The sequence below is a fragment of the Streptomyces sp. MA5143a genome (assembly GCF_900290235.1).
Classification (GTDB): domain Bacteria; phylum Actinomycetota; class Actinomycetes; order Streptomycetales; family Streptomycetaceae; genus Streptomyces.
Window position 1 is genome coordinate 1 of the sequence record NZ_OLMK01000156.1, and the last position, 4,559, is coordinate 4,559.

Sequence of the window (4,559 nt, forward strand, 5' to 3'; positions counted from 1 at the left end):
GGCCGCCGTCGTGGCCGGGGGGTTGTCCTTGGCGGACGGAGCGCGGGTGGTCGCCCTTCGGTCCCAGGCGATCCTGGCCCTGTCCGGCAAGGGCGGTATGGCCTCCGTGCAACTCCCGGTGGTGGAGGTGGAGCAGTTCGCCCCGGTGGCGGACGGACGGGTGGAGGTGGCGGCGGTCAATGGTCCGTCCTCGGTGGTTGTGGCGGGTACGCCGGAGGGTCTGGACGAAGTGATCGTCGAGGCGGAGGCGCGGGGCGCGCGTGCCCGGCGGGTCGAGGTGGACTACGCCTCGCACTCCGCGCATGTCGAGCAGATCCACGACGAACTCCTGGATCTGCTGGGCGACTTGGAGCCGACGGCGTCCCGGATCCCCTTCTTCTCCACGGTGACCGCCGACCGGTTCGACACGTCTGGGCTGGACGCGGAGTACTGGTATCGCAATCTGCGGTCCACCGTGCGGCTGGAGTCGACGGTGGCGAGGCTCGTCGAAGCCGGGCACACCGTCTTCGTCGAGGCCAGCCCCCACCCCGTCCTGCTCGCTCCCCTCGCGGAGACCGTCGAGAAGGCGGACGTCGAGCCGCTGGTGGTCGGGACGTTGCGTCGGGACGAGGGCGGTGCGGCCCGGATGTTCGCCTCCCTCGCCGAACTCGCCGTCGGCGGCGTACGCGTGGACTGGTCCCCGGCGTACGCCGATCACCGGAGCACTCCGCCCGTCGGTGAACCGGTCGAGCTGCCCACCTACGCCTTCCAACGGCGCCGCCACTGGCCGCAGACGCTTCCCGGCGTGGCCGTGGCCGACCCGGCGCACGAGGAGTTCTGGCAGGCCGTCGAGGAGCAGGACGTCACCGCGCTCGCGGCCGCCCTGGACCTGCCGGCCGACGAACCCGCGCTGAGCGCCGTGCTGCCCGCGCTGTCGTCCTGGCGTCGCGACCGACGTCGGCGCGGCACGGTCGACGCGTGGCGCTACACCGTCGACTGGCGTCCCCTGAACCCGCCCCCGGCGCCCGCCGAACTGCCGGGCACCTGGCTCGTCGCCGTACCGGAGGCGCTGCGGGACGATCCGGGGCTCCTGGCGGCGGCCGACGCCCTGCGGGAGCGTGCCGAGCGGGCGGTGACCCTGACCGTGGCGCCGGACGACGACGCCGACACCCTCGCCGCACGCGTCCGTGAGATCGCGCCGACCGGCGTGGTGACCCTGACCGGCGCCGACAGCACACCGCACACGGCCGACCCGGTCGTGCCCACCGGTCTCGCCACCACGCTCGCCCTCTTCCAGGCGCTCGTCAGGACCGGCACCACCGCACCGCTGTGGTGCGTTACCCGGGGCGCCGTCGGCACCGCCGACGACGCCGGGCCCGCCGACCCGGCGCAGGCCGCCGTCTGGGCGCTGGGACGCGCCGCCGCAGTCGAACTGCCCCACCACTGGGGCGGTCTCGTCGATCTCCCCGCCACCGTCGACCAGGCCGCCACCGACCGGCTCCTCGCCGTGCTCGTCGGCACCGACGGCGAGGACCAGGTCGCGGTACGGCCCTCCGGGGTGCTCGCCCGGCGTCTCGTGCACGCCGCGCCCACGGCGAACGGCAACCCGGGCTGGACACCACGCGGCACCGTCCTCGTCACCGGCGGCACCGGTGCGCTCGGCGCCCACGTCGCCCGCTGGCTCGCCCGGGACGGCGCCGAGCACCTCGTGCTGCTCAGCAGGAGGGGCGCCGACGCACCCGGCGCCGACGCGCTGCGGACCGAGCTGGAGGAGACCGGCGTACGGGTCACGCTGCTGGCCTGCGACACCGGTGACCGTGCCGCCCTGGCCACCGCCCTCGCCGGCATCGAACGCGACGGAGACCCGATCCGCGCCGTCGTGCACGCCGCCGGCGTGGGCGTCCTCGGCCCCGTCGCCGACGCCCCGTTCGAGGACCTGGTCACTGTCCTCGGCGCCAAGGTGACCGGCATCGAGAACCTCGAAGCCGTCCTCGCCCCCGATCAGTTGGACGCCGTCGTCTACTTCTCCTCCATCACCGCCGTCTGGGGTGCCGGCGACCACGCCGTCTACGCGGCGGGCAACGCGGTGCTCGACGCGCGCGCCGAGCGGCGCAGCGCCGACGGGGTGCCCACCCTGTCGGTGGCCTGGGGGCCCTGGTCGGGCGGCGGCATGGTCTCCGACACCATCTACGACCAACTCCGCGCCACCGGCCTGCCCGTCATCGACCCGGAGACCGCCGTCGCCGGGCTGAGCACGGTCCTCGCCGACGGAGAGGTCTCGGTGATCCTCGCCGACGTCGACTGGGAACGGTTCGCCGAGGTCTTCACCTCCGGGCGGCCCAGCCGTCTGCTGGACGACATCCCCGAGGCCCGACCCGCCGTACCCGAGGAGACGGCGACCGGCACCGCCCCGTCCGCGCTCGCCCGCCGCCTCGCCGACCTCGACGGCGCCGCCCGCACCCGCGCCCTGCGCGAGCTGGTGCGCGAACACGCGGCGGCGGTCCTCGGCCACCCCGACCCCGCCGCCGTGGACCCCGGGCGGGCCCTGAAGGAACTCGGCTTCGACTCGCTCACCGCCGTCGACCTGCGCAACCGGCTCGCCGCGGCCAGCGGCGTACGGCTCCCCAGCACCCTGATCTTCGACCATCCCACCGTCACCGCCCTCGCCGTGTTCCTCGGCCAGAAGCTCCTCGGCGAGCGGGAACGCCCGGCGCCGGTCGCGGTCAGGGCCGCCATCGACGGCGACGACCCGATCGCCGTCGTCGCGATGGGCTGCCGTCTCCCCGGCGGCATCGGCTCCCCGGAGGAGCTGTGGCGGGCCCTCACCGAGGAGGCGGACCTCATCGGCCCGTTCCCCACGGACCGCGGCTGGCCCCTGCACCGGCTCCACGACCCCGACGGGACGGCACCGGACTCCAGTTACGTCGACCACGGCGGCTTCCTCTCCGACGCCGCCCTCTTCGACCCGGCGTTCTTCAACATCTCGCCCCGCGAGGCGCCGGCGATGGACCCCCAGCAGCGGCTCCTGCTGGAGACCTCGTGGGAGGCCCTGGAGCGGGCCGCGATCGATCCGTCGACGCTGCGCGGCAGCCGTACGGGCGTCTACGTGGGCGTCAGCGAACAGGGCCACACGGCACGGTTACTGGACGCGGCCACCGACGTCGAGGGCTACTTCGCCACCGGAGCGGCCGCCAGCGTCGCCTCCGGCCGCATCGCGTACACGCTCGGCCTGGAGGGCCCGGCGGTGACCGTCGACACGGCCTGCTCGTCCTCCCTGGTCGCCCTCCACCTCGCCGTGCAGGCGCTGCGGGCGGGGGAGTGCGACCTCGCGCTCGCCGGCGGAGCGGCCGTCATGTCCGAACCCGCCTCCTTCGTGGGCTTCAGCCGCCAGCAGGCCCTCGCCCGCGACGGCCGCAGCAAGTCCTTCGCCGCCGCCGCCGACGGCTTCGCCCTCGGGGAAGGCGCGGCGGTGCTGGTGGTGGAGCGGTTGTCGGACGCCCGTCGCCTTGGTCATCCGGTGTTGGCGGTGGTGCGGGGTTCGGCGGTGAACCAGGACGGTGCGTCGAACGGTCTGACGGCGCCGAACGGGCCGTCCCAACAACGCGTCATCCTCGACGCGTTGGCGGGCGCGGGACTGTCACCCACGGATGTGGACGCGGTGGAGGCGCACGGCACGGGGACGCGGCTCGGTGACCCGATCGAGGCACAGGCCCTGCTCGCGACGTACGGGCAGGACCGCGAACGACCGCTGTATCTGGGGTCGTTGAAGTCGAACATCGGCCACTCCCAGGCGGCGGCCGGTGCGGCGGGCGTCATCAAGACGGTCCTGGCACTGCGCCACGGCCTACTGCCCCGCACCCTGCACGTGGACGAGCCGACCCCCGAAGTCGACTGGTCGGCCGGCTCGGTGGAGCTGCTGACGGAGGCACGGGTCTGGCCGGACACCGGCCGACCGCGCCGGGCGGGCGTGTCGTCGTTCGGGATCAGCGGCACCAACGCCCATGTCGTCCTCGAACAACCCGACGCACCCGCACAGCCGGGCCCCGGCCCCCACACGGAGCCGGAGTCGGTACCGGGGACGGCACCGGAGTCGGAGGGCGCGGAACAGGGACCGTCCGTCGTCCCGCTCGTCCTCTCCGCCCACGACGACGCGGCCCTGAGCGCCCAGGCGGCCCGGTACGCCGCCTTCCTGGCCGAACGCCCCGACGTACGGCTGCCCGACCTCGCGCTCTCACTGGCCACCACCCGAGCGGTCCTGCCCACCGCCACCGTCCTCACGGCCACCGACCTCGACCAGCTCCACGAGGCGCTCACGGGCCTCGCCGAGAACGGAGCCCCCGCGACCGACACGCCCTCGGGCGGTGGTCTGGCGGTGGTGTTCTCGGGTCAGGGTTCGCAGCGGGTGGGGATGGGGCGTGGTCTGTATGAGGCGTTCCCGGTGTTCGCTTCCGCTTTCGACGAGGTGTGTGCGGGGTTTGAGGGGTTGTTGCCGGGTTCGTTGAGGGACGTGGTGTTCGGCGGTCCCGCCGAGGTGCTGGAGTCCACGGGGTGGGCTCAGCCTGCCCTGTTCGCGTTGGAGG

The 4,559-nt window shown here is 74.3% G+C and carries 1 pseudogene; it reads left to right on the forward strand.

Annotated elements, in window-relative coordinates:
* Positions 1-46: 46 nt before the first annotated feature.
* A pseudogene (locus SMA5143A_RS42230) lies at positions 47-4,559 on the forward strand (SDR family NAD(P)-dependent oxidoreductase); the annotation flags it as partial.